Raw genomic sequence first — 18,893 nt, 5'->3', positions numbered from 1 at the left:
AGAAGACGAGTGGGCAGACGCCACGCGTCCCAATCCCACATCAATGCAATTGAGGAAGAGGACAAAATGACCGACGAGCGCTACGAACCACTCGCGTTTGACGGTTCTTACGTCGGCCCGTCGTTGAGGAATTGGCAGAAGAAAGCACTTGGCGCCTGGGAGGACAGCGGCTCCCGGGGTGTGGTCGAGGCGATTACCGGGACCGGCAAGTCCTTGGTGGGAATTGCCGCGATCCGTCAGGTAGTCGCAGAAGGCGGCAAAGCACTCGTCTTGGTGCCCACAAGGGCGCTGTTGACCCAGTGGCATTTGGACATTCGACGAAAGCTTCCTCAGGCACGGGTCGGGGCGTTCACGTCAGGACGGAGAGACTCCTTTCGTGACTTCGATGTAATCGTGTCCACCGTCCAGTCGGCATGCAAAAACCCTCCGCTTCCAACGAGCCTCGGCCTGCTGGTAGCGGATGAGGTTCATCGGTACGGTTCGGCTCAATTTTCGAAGGCCCTGCATCCGGCGTTCGAGCGGCGGCTTGCGCTCTCCGGGACATATGAGCGTCAGCAAGATAGCGGAATTGAAACGTACCTCGCTCCGTACTTTGGCCCAATCGTGTCCTCCTATGGCTACAGCGAGGCACTCCGCGACAAAGTCGTCTCTCCCTTCAGAGTTGCGTTGGTTGGGACGACGTTCAACGCTTCGGAGAGCAAGGCCTACAAGAAGGCGAGCGAAGACGCCTCGGATGCGCGTTTCAAGCTGAGGGGTGAGTACTTCTATCCGGATGACTGGAGCGAGTTCTTCAGTTTGGTGCAGCGCCGTCTGAGGCCTGGCGGCGACCAGAAGCGGCCAGTGTGGGACGCAGAGACCGAGCTGTGCTCGAAGTACATGGCGGCCTTCGCACTGCGGCGTTCCATTCTCGCGGAGGCCAAAGACAAAGAGGACTTCGTCGCAAAGTTGGGGGACGCGTTCGCCGACCTCTCAGGCACTCTTGTTCTTACCGAAACGAAGGAAAGTGCAACGCGGTTGGCCTGGCTCATCGACAGGCAGACTTCCGCCTGGCCGTTGACGAGTGACTCACCCGCGTCCGAACGCGAAGAAAAGTTGCGCCGGTTCGCTGGTGGAAAGATCAAGGTTCTTTGCGCACCTCGAATACTCGACGAAGGTATCGACGTGCCGGAAGCTGAACTCGCGGTCATCGTCGCCGCAAGCCAGACGAGGCGTCAGATGGTTCAACGAATGGGGAGAGTCATACGACTCAAAGCGGATCGTCGCGAGGCCCGAATGATCATCCTTTACGTTGAGGGGACGGCCGAGGACCCCTTCAACGGCGGCCATGAGGCTTTTCTCGACCAGATCCTCCCCTTCGCGCGCGAACAGGTCTCGTTCAACGCGACGGAGGTTGACCGGGTGGGTTCCTGGTTGATCGGTCAGCCGGCGAAAGCTCGCACCCCTGCGCTCCGGTAACGGGCGGGTTGTCGCCCGCGCCGGGACTCACGATGCTCGGCGTTTCGGTCTCAGCCGCTGGTCGCGGCGCAGGTGAAGGGCTGGCGGGGCGCTAACCCCGTGTCGACCTCGCTCGTGGGCCGGTGATCCACCATTACTCGGCGTAAGCCGATTCAGCGAACTCTTCATCGATACTCGCCACAAGCGCTGCGCCTGTGCTCTCTCGATCGATACTCTCGGTCGCTGTAAGAGTCCCGCCGAGGATGCGGGAAATGCGTCGCGCGAGGGCTGCGCGGCGTTCGGCGAAAAAGTCGGCGAACTCAGTTATGTCGGCTGGGAGTCGTGCAATCTCGTGCCGGTCGAGATATGCCCGGTAAGTTTCTGGAGTCGTGTAAACGGACGAGGCCCAGACGGTTGGCAGAGCGTCGGACTTTGAAATGTTCTCGCTCCCTTCCAGCAGCTGGAGGTTTGGGAGCTGGTCGCGCATGGCCTGGAGCTCATCGACGGTGTCTCTGTCGACACCTGCCTGCTTTAGCTTCGACCGCGATAGCAGCGATTGCGGGAAAACGTGGTCGACGTGGTGAATGTTCCGGGTGTTAACGTGTGGGAAAAGCATTGCCAACACTGCAAACGTGCGCGCCGCGCCGTAGGGCAGCCGCAGAATGTCTTCGATCTGCTCAGGCGTGACGGCGAGCGACTTGCCGCGTGCAGCCATCCGCTTTTCGATCTCTGGGCTGGGGAACGCGGTTGCGCCGTGGTCGTCGATTGTCTGACGTAGATCTCGCAGCAACGAGTCGAGGCCCGAGCCCCAGATGCCCGGCATGATCAGGGAGCGAAGAGTCCATGAGCGCAGCGCTTCGCGGTCCGCGGCGTCGGCGACGGACTCGCGGTACCCCTGCGTTAGCCCACGTCGATGAACATAGTAGGCGATCGGGATGAGCACGCTGCCTGCAGTTAACGTCGATGCCGAAAGGCCAAAGTCGCTGAGCAGGCCGGCGGCGATCCTGAGGGAGTCGCTGATGGAGTCCCAGTCCCGGTCGAGGGTAGCCATGTTCTCTGACTTGAAGTTCTTGACCTTGAAGCCGATGTCGCCGATGCCTGCGAGCACAAGTCCGGACTTCAGGACTACATCCTGGCTAAACGCGAAGCCCTGCCCGCTGGAGTTGAGCGCATCAACCAGCCCATGAATAGCGCTACGAGCGTCGCGCTCCTTCCACTGCGCGGTGGCGATGGACAGCAGGAGATCGCTATACGAGAGCACAGTGCCAGCCGAGTTCACGCGGATAAAAATGTCCAATACCCGTTCAACGTCCTGGTCGGTTTCTTCGTAGAAGTGAACGCCCGACACCGCGTGGATCGACTGCCAGAGTTGACCGAGCAGGCTCACTGCGCTTTCAGTGTTTCCGAGGCCGGCGGCCGCAATCGCGGGGAAGAGGTCGAATGCCTGCTCAGCCTCAAACACGCGATGTACCGGGAACCAGTAGCGCGCTTCCTCTGGGGCCGCCGCGGCCAGCTGGCTGTCGGTGAGGAGGCGGAAGTCGTAACGCAGCCCCGCCTCGTTCTCTTCGGCCTCTCCGAGCACGTTGAGGTAGAGCTTGCGAATCGGGTAATGGTCGGAATTTGCGGTCCGCCCGTGCTTGCGCCGGTAGGCGTAAGTGCCGCGAAGACCGACATTTAGAGACGTGAGCCGCTGCTGGCCGTCCAGCACCGCTGTGACCGCCTGACCCGGAGCGATGTCGAGCGTCGGGTTGTGTCTCCCATTGAACTCGTTGTAGTCCTTGAGGAATCCGTAGAAGCGGAAGTTCGTGACGGTCTCAGGTTCAACCTTCCACGACAGGAAACTTCCGATGGGATAACCGCGCATGATCGAGTCGAACAGGCCAATCACCTGCGACGGCTTCCAGACATATTCTCGCTGGATGGCGGGCAGGATCAGGTCGCCCTTCTGGATGCGCCGGAGCGCGTCAGCAATTGTCGTTGACGGCAGGTATCCCATGTTTCATGACCCTACTAGCGTGCCGCTGCTTGCATCGGGTCGCGCGGGCTGAGACGTCGCACGAGCAACTACTCCTGCGGGCAAGCGCGGCGCGGATTGCCTCTACGTCAGAGACCGCCGATATCCTGGAAAGGTTGCGCTCGAGGAAGTAGGCATAAGTGAGGGTGGACTCTCCGCTGTGGCGGGTCATGGGCGATCCTGCGCAGGCGCAGGAAGCCGAGGCTCTCGCCAAGGTGAGGGAATTACTGCCAGACGACGGCATTGCTCGAGCGTGGGCAAACGTCACATTTACTGATAATGACGGTCGGCTCAACGAGGTCGACATCCTCGTCCTGACTCGTGCTGGTCTCACGCTCGTTGAGTTGAAAGGCTGGCATGGCGAGGTTAGGGGAGACCAGCGGACATGGGCGCATGCGGGCCGCAATGAGGCGAACCCGCGCATTCTCGCGAACAATAAGGCGAAACGCCTTGCTAGCGTCCTTAAAGACCTTGCTCGCGCTGGACGCCTGCCGCAGGGTGCGGTCCCGTACATCAGCGAGGCGATCGTGCTACATGGTCGCGATTCTCGGGTGGCGCTTGATCAGTACGGAGCCGAATCAGTCTGGGTACTGGACGACTTCAGCGTTCGGAGCACGCTGACACCCCTCAAGAAGTTCTCCGAACTCATCCAACAGGCGCCCACCAGGGAACGGATCGACCGCGCAAAGGCGAATAACGTCGATGCGTTGATGAATGCAGCCGGTCTCATGCCTCGAGCGAAGCAGCGGATGATCGGGCAGTACGCGCTCGACTCCGGCAAGCCGCTCGGTGAGGGGCCGGGATGGCAGGACTTCCTTGTCACGCACCCGCGCGCGAAAACGAAGCACCGGATCCGTCTCTTCCCCTACCCGAAGGGGGCGAGCAGCGATATCCGAGCCGAGGTCGAGCGCCGAGCTGAGCGGGAGTTTCGGCTGACTTTTGGCATCGTCCACCCTGGCATCATCGGCCCGAATGACTTGCTCACGTCCGAAGAGGGGACAGCGCTGGTCTTCGCCTACGACCCGGATGAGGTAAGCCTGGCGGAGTACCTGGCCCATCATGCGGACGATCTGACATTCGAGGCGCGGGAGCGACTGGTCCAACAGCTCGTCGAACTGGTGCGCTTCGCGCACGGCCAGCGACTCACGCACCGAGCTCTATCCCCAATTAGCGTGCGGGTCAAGAGATGTGACGAAGCCGGGACGCTCCGTATCCGCGATTGGGACCTTGCACGCCGTCCCGAAGCAGGAACCACGACCGCAACCGAGATCTCCCGAGGCATCACCGACGTATTCGGCCATGTCGAGAGCGAAGCCATGCTGTACTTGGCTCCGGAAACTCTGCGCGGTGCGACACCAGGCTCGGCGCAATCACTCGACGTGTATGGGGTCGGTGCAGTCTCCTTTCTCATTCTGACGAACAAGCCACCCGCGGCAAACCTCGCCGCCCTGGAGACACTGATCGCTTCGGATGCGCTCGGATTGGACCCGCGCGCCGTGATGCCGGAGCTCTCTGATGCGCACGCCAGCGTCGTGTTGGAAGCAACCTCCTTCAAGGAGGGAATGCGCACCCTCGACATCGCCGATCTTCAGACCGGTTTCGAGGAGGCTCGTCGCCGCGAGCGGCGCGAGGAGCAACCGGCTCCGGCGCTGGGTGATCCGCTCGATGCGGGAGTGGGCGACATCGTCGGGGATCGATTCGAGATCGAGCAGCGACGTGGCTCAGGGTCGACCGGCGTCGCGCTGCAGGTGACCGACTACGAGCGTGGGCACGAGCACGTAATCTTGAAGCTCGCCAATGACGATGCCGCTGCAGCGCGCCTTGGGCTCGAAGCAGCAGTGCTCGACCGCCTCGACCATCCGCGCATCGTGAAGCGACTCGATGGTCCGCTCGCGGTAGGAACTAGGCCGGGCCTCCTCATGACGGATGCCGGAGTTGAGACACTCTCGGACCGCATTCGGTTGGAGGGCAAGGCGACTATTGAGCAGCTTGAACGCTGGGCCGGCGATCTCTTCGAGGCTGTTCAGCACCTTGACGAGCGTGGCGTTTTTCACCGCGACATCAAGCCTTCCAACCTCGCGGTGAAGCCTGATCCTGGCACTCGGAAGCCTCGCCTCATCCTGTTTGATTTCTCACTCGCCGAGGAACCCCTGGCGAACGTGCGCTCCGGTTCGCGCCCCTACCTCGATCCGTATCTCGGTGCAGGTGGCCGGGTTCAGTACGACAGCGCTGCAGAACGGTTCGCCATCGCTGCGACCCTATTCGAGCTGGCCACTTCGTACCCCGTTTGGTGGCCGTCAGGAGATGCTCCTGCGGGCGCGGCGGAGGCGCCAGTGGTGGAGGTCTCGTCCTTCGACCCCGGAGTGGCGGAAGGGATGGTCTCGTTCTTCCGTGCTGCACTGGCTCCGGTAGCAGCCGATCGTCACCCCTCCCTCGACGCGATGCGAATCGCGTGGACCGCGGCCCTTGCCGGAGCCGGCAGCGGAGACTTTGACGCGGAAGCTAATGATGCGATGGCGGCCGCTGCGACGCTCGACACGAGGCTCGCAGATGCCGGCCTGAGCGCGCGTGCCCTTTCTGCCTTGTCGCGTGTGAAGGCGAGCACGGTTGGCGAGCTGCTCGGTGTGCCGCCCATGATGATCAACCAGATTCGCGGCCTCGGTGAGCATGTGCGGCGAGAGATACAGTCCCGCATTCGCGAGTGGCGTGAACGGCTCGCTCATGCGACAACCCACGCTGATGCACCGATCGCGCCCGGGCGTCGCCCGGTTGAGTCGTTCCTCGGCACGATCGCTCAGAAGCCCGACGAAGCGAGCGAGGATCGTTACAAGCGACTCAGAAAGAACGGCACTCTGCGCGGGGCGACTGATGATGCTGGCCGCTGGGTGCGCGAGCTCGGCGGTGTCGCGACCCTCGACGAACTCGCAGGGAAGCTGCTGCGCGAATACGGCTCTACGCTCGTCGAGGACACGCGGGACCAGGCGGCCCGGGAGGTGGTCCGCGCGATCCTTGAATTGGACAGCAGATCGAGCGCTCCGCGGTTCGTGTTCCAATCCGTGCGAGACCGCTCGCGCGCGGTCGTCGCCTACGCTCCGGACGACGGCAGTGGGATGTCGTTCGACGACGCGGAGTTACACCTAGAGGCAATTCTGAGTCATGCGGAGGCGGTTGACCGCCTCCTCGCCGAGAGTGATGTCGTCCCCGCGCCTAGACTGCGCGAAACGCTACTCGCCAGCGGTGCCCCAGCGCTGCGTCTTCCGGATGCACGGGTGGCACAGCTTGCAATCGGCCTGTCTGCAACCGGGCTCATCTCCTCGATGGGGGAGGCGTACCGGGCGAGCCTGGACGCAGGGCGCGCGGTCGAGTTGTCACTGAAGGGCGCGGGCACTCGGGAACTCGCCGTGGTGACGATCGAACAGCGGGTACGGGCACGATTCCCCGAGGTGCAGGGCATCCCGAGCCGTCCCGAGCTCGACACGGCAGTGAGCGCGGCGATGCCATACCTTGAGTGGCACGGTGACGTCGGCAAGTACAAACTTCGCGACACTGACTCGCAGTCGTTTACCTACACCGGGACCTCGACGACATGGGGCCGCTCAGCGGCGGACCCGGCAATCGTCGCCCGGCTTGACAGTTCGATCCGCGAACGAAGAGCGCTCGTCGTAATCGTCTCCAGGAGACAAGGTATTCGCGCGACCGCGGCGAAGCTCGCCCGCGAGCACCGACTCCAGGTGGTCGACCTCGCCGACGTTGCACTTGATGCGTTGAAGGCGGCCGCAGAGTCTAAGGGAGCAAAGTGGCCGATTGTGCTGCGCGCTGACGGGCAGACGGAAAGCTCGCAGGATCGCCGCAACCTCTTTCAGCTTGCCCGTTTCGCGATAACTCCGGTCTGGGAGGAACTACTCAAGAGCAGCGAGCCGACAATTTTCCTTAACTCCGCAATTCTTGCGCGCTTTGGACTCGTCGACCTCATCGCGACCGTTACAGACTTAGCGACTCCGCGTTTGGCGGCTCGTTGGTTCCTGCTACCGCGGCCGCTCTCCGGGGGAACACCTGATCTGGACGGTACGCCGTTCCCCTTCGGCGCGGACGGCTGGGTCGAAGTGACGTTCGACGACTTCTCGCAGGTTGAGGCCACATCCTCCGTGCTCGACCCCGTCGACGCACCGTCCTCCCGAAAGATCGGTACAACGTGATTGACTCCACACTCCTGCTCACCGACCTCAAGCGCGAACTCAAAGCGCTCGAGGCCGATCTCCGCATCCGCGCTGAGGACTCGAGCACTGCGTGGGGCAAACGCCTCCGTGATGAGTACGACGCGGCAACGCGACGGGAGCGCACTGGCCTCGCCTGGATCGACTGGCGGAACGGTGAAGTGTCGCAGGCAGCCGTCGCCTGGATTATCGCTAGTGTCTTCGTCCGCTTCGCCGAGGACAACGATTTGCTGGCAGGTGTTCAGCGCGATGGTCGTCCGATCGCCCTGCCGTGGTTTGCTGCGCCCGGAGACGGCCTCGACCGGGCGGTGGAGAACGAGCAGGCGTTCTACTCGACATCACCGACGGCGACGAGCCGAGATTGGCTGCGGGATGCATTCCGAACACTCGCCGACCTGCCTGCGGGCCGACCGCTCGCTGACCCAGATCACTCAGCGGTGTGGCAGGCGCCGATCTCAGCTTCCGCATCCGACGCACTGCTCGCCTTCTTCCGCCGCACGACGCCAGATGGCGCGCTTGTCCACGATTTCAGCGACCCGGATCTCGGCACCCGCTTCCTGGGAGATCTGTATCAGGACCTCTCGGATTACGCGAAGAAGACCTACGCGTTGCTGCAGACGCCGGTCTTCGTCGAGGAGTTCATCCTCGACCAGACCCTCACCCCAGCGATCGCCGAGTTTGGACTGACCGGTCTGAAGCTCATTGATCCGGCGTGTGGCTCCGGTCACTTCCTGCTTGGCGCCTTCGACCGGCTCACGGCGGCGTGGGCGGAGACCGCCCCCGGGGTCGACAAGGGCGAACGGATACAGCGCGCGCTCGACTCGATTCACGGTGTCGACCTGAACCCGTTTGCGATCGCGATCGCTCGGTTCCGACTTACCGTTGCCGCGATAAGAGCGACGGGCATCCGCACGCTCACGGCGGCACCGGCCTTCCGTTACCACCTCGCGATCGGTGACTCGCTGCTAGGCAGCGTGAACCCGACGACCACGCTCGACCTCGGCGATGGCGAATACTTCGAGTACGACACCGAGGACCTCCGCGAGTACGCGGGCATCCTCGCGAGCGACCAATATCACGTTGTGGTTGCAAACCCCCCCTATATTCAGCCGACAGATGCGAAGCTCCGGGATCAGTATCGAGCGTTGTATTCGACGTGCCACGGCAAGTACGCGCTCTCGGTGCCCTTCATGGAGTTACTCTTCCGCCTCGCGAAGCGGGCGAACGGTGGTGGAGCTGGTTATGTCGGGCAGATCACCTCGAACTCGTTCATGAAGCGGGAATTTGGCAAGAAACTTATTCAGCAGTTCCTCTCTGGCGGCTTCACCGGCCTGTCACCGGAGTACGTCGACCTCAGCCACATCATCGACACATCCGGTGCATACATCCCCGGCCACGGCACGCCGACCGTTATCCTCGTCGGCCGGCCCCGGAAGCCACAGTCCGACACGGTCCGCGCCGTTCTTGGCGTGCGTGGCGAACCGGGACAGCCCGCCGTAGCTTCGGACGGGTTCGCGTGGCGCGACATCGTTGATCATCTCGACCACCCCGGCTACGACGGACCCTACGTCTCTGTCGCCGACATGCCCCGTGCCACCTACGCGACCTTCCCGTGGTCGCTCTCCGGCGGTGGCGCAGGCGAACTCAAGGAGTTGATCGAGTCCTCTGGGCAGATCGAGCTTGGAAACGCGGTCGAGGGCATCGGTTTTGTGGCAATCACTGGGCTCGATGACTTCCATGTGCGTGACACAGTGACCGGAGCTGCTGCTTGGGAAAATGCGCCGACACGGTGGTACGTCGAAGGCGAAAGTGTGCGCGATTGGGGCATTCAGGATCGTCGTGTCGTACTGGACCCTTACCGGGGCTCCGAGTCGTGGCCGGACTCCGCGACATATTGGCCATACCGACGATCGCTGGACTCGGTAATCTACTTCGGGAAATCAGCCACTGAGCGCGGGATGTGGTGGGGAGAGTACGCCTTTGTGCATCACATTCGGCGGGAGTCCGCCATGTTGCTCACATTCGCGTTTGTGGCGACACACAATCACTTTGTCCTCAGTCGTGACCGCAGCGTCCTCAACAAGTCCGCGCCGGTCATCAAGCTGCCGGAGGGTGCAACCGAGGAAGACCACTACGATCTGCTCGGCGTGCTCAACTCCTCCACCGCCTGCTTCTGGCTCAAGCAGGTCAGTCACAACAAGGGTGGACCCGGAGGAGGAAGCAGCAAGGATGAGAAGTGGCGCGACTTCTACGAGTTCACAGCGACTAAACTCCAAGAGTTCCCGCTCCCGAGCTTCTCCGTGGGGAGGTACGCAGCTCGCCTTGATGAACTGGCCCTCGAGAGCGCAAGCCTTTTGCCGGAAGCTCTTAGGGCCTCGGGGAACCTGACTCGAGCATTAAGTGAAGCAGGACAGCGCTGGGGTGAACTCCGGGCGCTGATGATCTCCGTGCAGGAAGAACTCGACTGGGCTGTCTATCGCGCCTACGGACTGACTGATGTTGAAGCATTGCCGGCTGATGCAGTGCTCCAGCCGCTTCAGGTCGGAGAGCGGCCAAACGAAATCGCACTAGCCCGACGAGTTGCGGCCGGAGAACTTAAGACTCGTTGGTTCGACGAAGTCGCTAGCGTGTTCACCGACATCGTTCCGTCGTTCGGGAGCGCCGCGTATTCGGCACTGGTCGAACGTCGACTCGCCGAACTCGACACGAATCCCTTTGTTCGGCTGCTTGAGACGCCGGATTTCAAAAGGAAGTGGGAGACACAGCGGTGGGATCGACTCGTATTGGCTGCCGTGCAGACGGCACTGCTCAACCGCCTGGAAAGCGATGAGCTATGGCACGACGCATCCCGTCGCCCCGTCGTCCGCTCCGCTGCGCAAGTCGCCGACGAACTACGGCGCGACGAGCGATTCCGCGAGCTGCTGACGATTCACACCGGTTCGCAGGACTATGACCTGACCGCAGAGGTCGGCAAGCTGCTCGCCGGCGCAGCGGTGCCAGGGCTTGCGGCGCTGCGGTACAAGCCCTCGGGTCTTGAAAAATTCCGGGCGTGGGAGCGCACCTGGGAGCTGCAACGCGCCGAAGACCGCGGCGAGCGGATCGAGGTGCAGGTGCCGCCGAAGTACGCGCAGGCCGACTTCTTGAAGAGTTCCTACTGGTCGTTGCGTGGCAAGCTCGATGTCCCGAAGGAGCGCTACATCTCCTTCCCCGGAAGCAGACTTTCCGACGACGCGACAGAGCTATACGGTTGGGGCGGGTGGGATTACGGAGCTCGCGGGCAGGCGATCGCCCGACTTGCGAACGATCTTTCCCGTGCCGGCGCACCGGACGAACAGGTAGTCCCGCTCATCGGCGTGCTCATCGAGATCGAACCATGGCTCAAGCAATGGCACGATGAGGTGGACGCCCGCACTGGTGTCAGCCCCGCCGCCGCTGTCGCCGGGGTTACAACCACCCTGCTCGGCCGCTTGGGCCTAGGCAGAGAAGCCGTCGCAGTCTGGCGACCGGTAGTGTCCGCGCGCGGGCGGGGGAGAGCGTCATGACCGAATACAGTTTGAACTCACCGCTGCGCGACCTAATTCACCTGCCTGAACGGGTCGAGGCCGCCGACTACGTCATCAAACTTGACGAAAGCGTCGCGAGGCACGAGCAGACCATCAAGGACTACGTCGTCACCGATGCGATCGCCGCTGCGATCGGACAGGGTCTTGACCTCGTCGCAAGTGCGCTGCAGGGGCAGTCCTCCCGCGGGGCCTTCCTCGACGGCTCATTCGGCGCGGGAAAGTCGCACTACATGGCCGTGCTGCACCTGCTTCTCTCCGGCAGCGTGCCTGCTCGACAGATTCCTGGTCTCGCCCCTGTTATTGCAAGCCGTCAAGACACACTCGAGCGCAAGCTCCTCGTGCTCGATTACAACCTGCTCGGCGCGCGCTCCTTTGAGGATGCGATATTTGGCGGATACATCGACACCATAGCCCGTCAGCATCCTGGTGCCCCCGCACCCGTGCTGCACGCGAGCGACTCGCTTATCGCCGATGCCCGCGGTTTGCGCGTGCGAATGGGTGACGAAGCGTTCTTTGAAGGTCTCGGTGGCAGGGACTCCGGTTGGGGGGATCTGAGTAGGGCGTGGGATGCGGACAGTTTCGACGTCGCAGCGGCGGAAGCACCCGGCCAACCCGATCGAGATCGCCTCGTCGGTGACCTAATTGCCGCATACTTTGGGGGATATTCGCGAGCCGGTGAATGGCTCCCAATAAAGGACGGACTTCAGGCGCTCACCGCACACGCGAAGTCGCTCGGGTACCAGGGCCTCGTCTTCCTCATTGACGAGATCGTACTGTGGCTTGGTCAGCGACTCGCCGACGATGCCTGGGTACAGGGAGAGATCGAGAAGGTCGTTCAACTCGCAGAGAACGCCGCCGCGAATCTCCCCATCCCGATCACGTCCTTCCTGGCACGGCAGCGTGACCTGCGCGATTTTCTGGGAACCCACGTTGCGGGTGCGCAACGGGTCGCCCAGGGTCAACTGTTCCAGTACTGGGAAGACCGCTTCTCGAAAATCCGGCTCCAGGCCGCAGACCTACCTAAAATCGTCAAGCAGCGACTTCTCCAGCCGGTGTCGGCGTCCGCCGAAGCGGCTCTCAGTCAGGCGCTCACGGAGGTGAGGCGTGATTACGCGGCGTGGGGCTACCTGCTCAGCGACGACGCTAAATCCGACGAGAAGGCCTTCGCTGATGTCTACCCGTTCAGCCCCGCCCTGGTCGACACGATGGTCGCCCTCTCCAGCCTCATGCAGCGAGAGCGCACCGCCCTCAAGCTGATGGCGGAACTGCTGAGCGATGGCCGCGACCGTCTGCTCGTACGGGATGTCATCCCCGTCGGAGATCTTTACGCACCTATTGTTCTCGGTGGTTCGCAGCCATTGACCGAGGAGATGAAGCAGCACTTTGCGATATCCGCGCGTTTCTATCAGACGAAAATGCTGCCGTACCTGCTTCGCAAACACAGCCTCACCGAGAGCGACATTGTTGGCCTGCCCCGCGGTCACGCTTTCATTACCGAAGATCGGCTCGCGAAGACCGTCCTGATCGCTGCGCTAGCACCCGAAGCGAAGTCCTTGGAGAACCTCACAGCTGCGAAACTAGCGGCTCTCAACTGGGGGACCATCGACGCCTTTATTCCTGGGACCGAGGCGGAGCAAGTGCTCGGACTCGTTCGCGGGTGGGCGGGGGAATTCGGAGAGATCCACATAGGGGACGGAGCCGATCCGATTATCACCGCGACGCTGAGCGGCGTCGACTACGACTCGATCCTCGATCGGGTGCGCACTGAAGACAACCAGCAAACCCGTCGGGAGCTTGTGCGCAAGCTCATCGCCGAGGAGCTACAGCTCCCACCAGACAACCTCGTCGGACGCCAACTTCCACACGTCTGGCGCGGCCACAAGCGCACCGTCACAGTGAAGTTCGGCAACGTCCGTGACGAGGCGGAGGTGCTCGACAGCGATCTCGTCCACGGCGACACCGAATGGCACGCCGTCATCGACTTTCCCTACGACAGCGGCACCCACTCGCCGGCCGACGACGTCGCACGCCTTCGAAAGCTCCGCGACGGCGGGCGCGCGGCGAACACGATTGCGTGGATTCCAAACTTCCTCTCTGAGGCACGCCAGGGCGACCTTGGCAAGCTCGTGCTTCTCGAGTACCTACTCACCGGGAACCGCTTCGACCAGAACGCCGACCACCTTGCGCAGGCCGACCGCGGCCCAGCAAGGCAGACGCTCGAGTCCCAACGGCGCACCCTCCGCGACGTACTCACCACTGCGCTCCGGCAGGCATACGGAGTGAATTCTCCGGACGAGATGAACGTCGGCAGCGACCTTGCGGGAAACGAAATCTACTCCGCATTGGTTCCAGGGCTCGCGATCGCCCCGCCTCCCACCGGCACGTTGCTGGCCGGGCTGCGGCACGCCCTCGAGACAGCATGGAAGTACGAGTTCCCGGAGCATCCCGACCTCGGCACCGAGGAAGTCACCGACCGCCGACTCGGCGAAGCGCTGACCCTCGTAGCATCGACCGTTGAGGCAGGGGGGAGGCGGCAAGGCTTGGCCGCCGGAGAACAGCGGCTCGCGCAGGACATCATCGTGCCGCTCGGCCTTGGCGCCCGGAACGAGAACGTGCTTGTCATCGATGCCGCGAACTTCAGATGGGGTGCGAATCTCGCCCGCTGGGAGGGTGAGCTGGGAGCGGGGGTCACGGTGGGTGGCCTTCGTTCGAAGCTCGCCGCGTGGGGAATGACCAAGGGGATGGAGGACGCGATCCTCATCACCTGGGCACTGCTCGGCAACCATGAGTTTGTCGGCGTGAGTACTCCCGCTATCGGCGCGCTGCACGATGGAGCGGTGCCTCGGAAGGCGAACCTGCCGAGCCAGACGGACTGGGATGTCGCCGCCGAGCGGGCCGGCTCGATCTTCGGTGTGGCGCGCGAGGCGAACCTCACCCCTCGCGCTGTTGCCCGATTCGCTGGCGTCATTCGGGCTCAGATTGCAGGTAGTCACGTTGACGCCCTCGTGGGCCAGCTTGAGGCGCATGCCGAGGTACTCGGTATCGACAAGAACGCCGCGACTGGGCGGCTGGCTACCGCTCGACGCGTCTGGGAACTTGTCACGGAACTCTCGTCGACCAGTGGAGACAAGGCGCTCATTGACACGTTGGCTATCTTTGACCTGCCCATCGAGCTCACGGCGTTCGGCAGTGCTCAGGGTTCCGCGGAGCGGCTCGCCCGGGAGCTCAACGGGCTCGACTGGGGGATGATCGCGTCGGCGACGTCACGCGGCGACACTGGGTTTGAGGGAGCACTCGCTTTACTCCGCGAGGCCGCAGCGGTTGATGAGTCGGTTGTGCCACTTGAACCCCGGCTTCGCGATGTCGCAGCAAAGGCACGTGCGCTCGTTGTGCAGCCGCCGCCTTCCCCGGTCCTCCCGCCGCCGACGCAGCGTCGACGCACCGCCGCGGTGGCGGACCTCGAAGAGGTGTTTGACGACCTTCGCGCCGAAATTGTGCAGGAGGCTGGGACCGACGGCAGCGTAACCATTATTTGGCAGGTCGACTGAGCATGACCGCCCCAACAGCCACCGAGCCAGCGCTGCGCGAACACCTCGCCGCGTGGCTCAACGGCGGGCGCCGACGCTCCCGGACCATCCTTGTACGCGCTCAACCGACATGGACGGGCGATCCAGTCCTTCAGCTTGGAGAGATCAACGTGCGAGTCGTCGAGGGCGTCTCGGGGTTGGCGGCGCTTGACGCCATGCGCTCCGCCGCCACCGATGAGTTCGTTGCGGTGCTCACCACACTCACGGAAGCTGAGCTGGGAACCGCCGTCGTACTTGATGCGGAGCAGCAGAAAGTCACCGACCTGGACGAGTGGAACAGTGTCCCGGCGTTATTTGGCGTGCGCGACGCTGCCGCTCGACCAGTGCGGGATCTCGGTTCGTGGGTACCCCGACTCCTGTCGGCGCTTGGGCGGGATCGCGGATACACACCAGCTCCGGGTGGAGTGCTGTCCGCAGACCATGTCGTGCGGTCGATCCTTGTGGCACTCCTAGGCCTTGACAGGCTCGAATCCCTTGAATCGTCCACTGCGCTCGCGCCACTCGACGATCCTGGCGTAAGAGCACGGCTTGCCGATCTCGACGCCGATGCGAGGGCCGGTCTCATGAAGGCGGTAGCGCACCACGTCGATCCCCATTTGGCCATGGCGTTGCGTGCAGCAAGTGCACCGGGACGCGTCTCGGCGATCGCCGTCGGGCTCCTGGTTGAGGAGTTGTGGGCGGCCGGCGCGGTCGCCCCCGACCCGGCGGTCGCCGCCGGGCGAGTGCGAGCCGAACAATACATCGGCACTGCACCGAGCGTGCTCGCAGCGCAGAGATACGGCGCGTCTGCGAAACTCATCACGCAGCGCTGGCTAGCCGACGGCGACCAACACGCTCGCGAGGTTCTCGAGCAGGCAGAGGCGCTCTGCAGTGATATTGGCTGGCCTGAGGGCGCTGCTGCGTCTGATTTCCTTCCCGCTGGGCTTCGTGCCCGCGTATCTGCCTTTGCTGCCGCGATTGAGGCTGCTGCTGCAGAGCCGGGTGAGCGGGCATCCATGGCAGTGGATGCGGCACTCGCGGCGATCGAGGCGCACGGTGCGCGCTCGACCTTCGCTCGCTCGCACGAGACTGCTCGGATGGCTGCACGCCTGGTGCGCTGGCTCGGCGAAGGTTCCGAGCCGGCAACCGGCCTTAATGCCGCGATCCTCGCCTATGCAGGAAACGACTCATGGGCCGAACGCGCTCTCGGCGACATCTGGGATGGCGACACCGACCGCGACCTCGCTCGCGCATACCGGGCCCTCGCTCATTCCGTGCAGGCAGTGCGCCGTCGGCAGGATGCTGCCGCGGCCGCGGTCCTCACCGGCGCACTGGCCGCGGACGACGCTGTGCTGCCGGTCGAGAGCCTGCTGTCACAACTAGTCGTACCGCTCTCAGCTCGCGACAGAGTGCTCCTCATCGTGCTCGACGGGATGAGTGCGGCCAGCGCCGTCGAACTCGCCGCTGAACTCCCAGCACAGGGCTGGACCGAACTTGTTCGCGAATCGACGCTGCGGCGGGGAGCCGCGCTAGCTGCATTGCCGACAGTCACCGAGTACTCTCGTACGTCACTCTTCGCAGGTGAGCTGCTCGCGGGTAATCAACAGATTGAGAAGTTGCGCTTCGCTTCCGCGGTCGGCGGAAAGGTCTTCCACAAAGACGACCTCCGTGCCGAGGCGGGCCACGCGCTCGCACCCGCCGTCTCCGATGCGATTGCCGATTCCGGACGCAAGATCATCGGCATCGTCCTCAACACGATCGATGATGCACTCGCGAGTGCCGATGTCGATTCTCTTCGCTGGACAGTGCATACGGTCGCCTATCTGGAAGCGATCCTTGCCGCTGCTCGAGACACTGGGCGCATTGTCGTTTTCACCTCTGACCACGGGCACATCGTCGAGCGTGGTAGCGAGCTGCGCAGAGTCGAACGGTCGTCGGCTCGCTGGCGTGATGCCTCAACCGGTTCGGCTGCTAAAGACGAGGTCCTGGTCACTGGTCCTCGCGTGCTCGCCCCCGGTGGCAGTGCGGTGCTTGCCGTGTCAGATGGCGTCCGTTACGCCTCGAAGAGGGCGGGTTACCATGGCGGCGCTTCTCTCGCGGAACTAACTATCCCGATCGTGGTTGTGAAGCCGCGCGGCGCGGATAACCCGACGGGATGGGTCGAAGCGCCGCCGCAGGAACCAACATGGTGGAACGAACCTGCGAGGCAGTCGGCGGACACACCGTCCACAACAAGGAAAGCAACGAAGCGGAAGGCACCAAAGGCACCTGCTGGATCGACACTGTTTGACTTCGATCCGGAGTCGGCCGCAACTTCTGCACCGCAGAGAGCAGGCATCGCCGAGAGGCTCGTTGCTAGCCCTACGTACAAGGCTCGACGCGGCATCGCAGGGCGCCACCCAGTGGACGATGCCATCGCGACAACGATCATTTCCACGCTCGTTGCCGGAGGCGGGCGCGCCCACCGTGACACTCTCGCAATACGAGTCGGGGTGCCAGCAGCCACGATGTCGGGCCTCCTCGCCGCACTCCGCCGCCTGCTCAACGTTGACGGCTACCCGATCATCGACATCGACGCCGATGGTGTCACGGTTGTTCTTGATAGTGCGTTGATGCAGGAGCAGTTCGAGCTGAAGGCCGGACCGTGACCGCCGTCAGCCCCCGTAGGCGCCGTGAGATTGTTGACGCGCTCCGCCGCGGGACCGTCCCGCAACGCGGGCTTGATGTCATGGCGGTCGGTCTCGATCGCTTCCATGCTGCATTAGCCGACGAACTCGATGTTGTCGCCGAAGGTGGGGGCGTCTTCAAGGCGGTGCGCGGCGAGTACGGTGCAGGCAAGACCTTCTTCGCCCGCTGGCTAGCCGAAACCGCGAAGCAGCGCGGCTTCGCGACCGCCGAAGTGCAGATCTCAGAGACCGAGACGCCACTGCACCGTCTTGAGACTATCTACCGGCGCATCACAGAAAACCTCGCAACCGAGGCAACCGGCCCGAGCGCGTTTCGCGAGGTCATCGACGGTTGGCTGCGCGTCCTCGAAGAGGATGCCATCGCGGCTGGTGCCGACACCGGGGATCGTGACGACGTGTCGCGGCGCACCGAGACGATACTCGAGCAGCGACTCGCTGCGGTCTCGCGCACCGCACCGGCCTTCGCCGCTGCACTTCGGGGCTATCGCGAGGCGACCGTCAGCGGCAATGTCGAGACAGCCGACGGACTCGCCGCGTGGCTCGGGGGCCAGCCCCACGTCGCGGCGTCCGTGCGACGCGTCGCCGGGGTGCGTGGCGATCTTGATCACTTCGGCGCATTCGGATTCCTTCAAGGGCTTCTCGCTGTGCTCCGAGACTCCGACTACCGCGGGCTCGTTCTCGTGCTCGACGAGGTGGAGACTCTGCAGCGGGTCCGCAGCGACGTCCGTGAGAAGTCCCTCAATGCGCTCCGGCAGCTCCTTGACGAGATCGACGCCGGACGATTCCCTGGACTGTACGTCCTCATCACCGGAACACCCGCCTTCTACGACGGAACCCAAGGCGTGCAACGGCTCCCACCTCTTGCCGCCCGCATCAACGTCGACTTCAGTGGCGATCCGCGCTGGGACAACCCACGGGCGCCCCAGGTGCGACTGCTCGGTTTCCATCGAGACAGCCTTCAGGAGCTCGGCGAGCGTGTCCGCAACATCTACGCTTCTGGCAGCTCAGAGGCACAAAGGATCGAGTCGCTCGTAACCGACACGTACCTTGATGGGCTCGCCGGGACTGTTGCTGGACGGCTGGGAGGCAAGGTGGGTATCGCGCCGCGCCTCTACTTGCGCAAACTCATCGACATCCTCGACAAGATCGAGCAGTTCCCCGACTACGTCCCCACCGAGGTAGCGAACGTCACCGTCGCAGCTGCAGAGCTCAACGAGGACGAGCGCGCAGCCATAGGCGACATCGACGCAGTCCAAATCGATGTCTGAGACGGACGCTCTCGCGGCGGCCCTCGAGTACCACGTCGCAAACACGCTCGGTTGGCACGATCTTCGCCCACTGCAGCACGCGGCCATTGGGCCGGTGCGATCTGGGGCAGACTGCCTGCTCATCGCTCCGACCGCAGGAGGAAAGAC

The 18,893-nt window shown here is 63.4% G+C and carries 7 protein-coding genes; 6 read left to right on the top strand and 1 reads right to left on the bottom strand.

Annotated elements, in window-relative coordinates:
• Positions 1–66 precede the first annotated feature (66 nt).
• Complete coding sequence (locus HGK58_RS00740) at positions 67–1,455, top strand: DEAD/DEAH box helicase (protein ID WP_168625657.1); 1,389 nt, start codon at positions 67–69, stop codon at positions 1,453–1,455.
• A gap of 133 nt (positions 1,456–1,588) precedes the next feature.
• Here the strand turns inward: HGK58_RS00740 and HGK58_RS00735 are convergent, their stop codons facing one another.
• A complete protein-coding gene (locus HGK58_RS00735) occupies positions 1,589–3,430 on the bottom strand; it encodes a DUF262 domain-containing protein (protein ID WP_168625656.1) in 1,842 nt (613 codons plus the stop codon).
• Positions 3,431–3,588: 158 nt separating this feature from the next.
• Here HGK58_RS00735 and HGK58_RS00730 point away from each other — a divergent pair, with 158 nt between their 5' ends.
• From HGK58_RS00730 to brxD, 5 genes are read left to right on the top strand one after another with little or no spacing between them, the layout of a single operon-like run.
• A complete protein-coding gene (locus tag HGK58_RS00730; protein WP_168625655.1) occupies positions 3,589–7,644 on the top strand; it encodes an NERD domain-containing protein in 4,056 nt (1,351 codons plus the stop codon).
• Positions 7,641–11,204, top strand: coding sequence for a BREX-2 system adenine-specific DNA-methyltransferase PglX (gene pglX, locus HGK58_RS00725; RefSeq protein WP_168625654.1), 3,564 nt, complete (start codon positions 7,641–7,643; stop codon positions 11,202–11,204). The genes HGK58_RS00730 and pglX overlap by 4 nt, the downstream gene beginning before the upstream one ends.
• Positions 11,201–14,773, top strand: a complete 3,573-nt coding sequence (locus HGK58_RS00720; RefSeq protein ID WP_168625653.1) for a hypothetical protein — start codon at positions 11,201–11,203, stop codon at positions 14,771–14,773. Before pglX ends, HGK58_RS00720 begins: the two co-directional genes overlap by 4 nt.
• A 2-nt stretch (positions 14,774–14,775) precedes the next feature.
• A complete protein-coding gene (pglZ, locus tag HGK58_RS00715) occupies positions 14,776–17,439 on the top strand; it encodes a BREX-2 system phosphatase PglZ (protein WP_168625652.1) in 2,664 nt (887 codons plus the stop codon).
• The gene (brxD, locus tag HGK58_RS00710; RefSeq protein ID WP_168625651.1) at positions 17,436–18,746 is read left to right on the top strand and encodes a BREX system ATP-binding protein BrxD; all 1,311 of its coding nucleotides are present in this window, start codon (positions 17,436–17,438) and stop codon (positions 18,744–18,746) included. Before pglZ ends, brxD begins: the two co-directional genes overlap by 4 nt.
• Positions 18,747–18,893: the final 147 nt, after the last annotated feature.

Source organism: Cryobacterium sp. BB307 (assembly GCF_012274275.1).
Taxonomy (GTDB): domain Bacteria; phylum Actinomycetota; class Actinomycetes; order Actinomycetales; family Microbacteriaceae; genus Terrimesophilobacter.
The sequence above is the reverse complement of the archived record's forward strand: the minus strand, read 5'-3'. Positions and strand labels throughout refer to the sequence as shown.